General features: G+C 41.3%; 1 protein-coding gene. It reads right to left on the reverse strand.

Going from position 1 to position 329, the window contains the following annotated elements; all coding sequences use genetic code 11:
• A partial coding sequence (locus tag OCV61_RS18515) for a Y-family DNA polymerase (RefSeq protein WP_470258224.1) occupies positions 1 to 200 on the reverse strand: 200 nt, incomplete at its 3' end.
• Positions 201 to 329 lie beyond the last annotated feature (129 nt).

The following is a 329-nucleotide window of genomic DNA, read 5'->3' on the forward strand; positions in this document are numbered from 1 at the left end:
TGTTTTGCCTGCCATAATGCCATTCCGGTCTTTACACCTTTTTGCTTTGCAATATAATTTGCTGTCAGCACAATCCCATGCCGGGCTTCCGGATCGCCACCTACTGCCAGAGGCATTCCTGCAAATTCCGGATGATGTAGCATTTCTACACTGGCATAAAAACAGTTCATATCACTATGCAGGATCACACGCTCACTCAAACTTTTCACCTCCTAGCTGCTTCCTTCAATATGATGTCTTATCAATTTCTGTATGTTTAGTATATATCGACATTCCGGAGATAGTCAAGTAACATCTTGGTTGTATTTTCTCCATTTTGGAGATTATTG

It is taken from the genome of Blautia ammoniilytica, assembly GCF_025566965.1.
In the GTDB taxonomy this organism is placed as follows: domain Bacteria; phylum Bacillota; class Clostridia; order Lachnospirales; family Lachnospiraceae; genus Blautia_A; species Blautia_A ammoniilytica.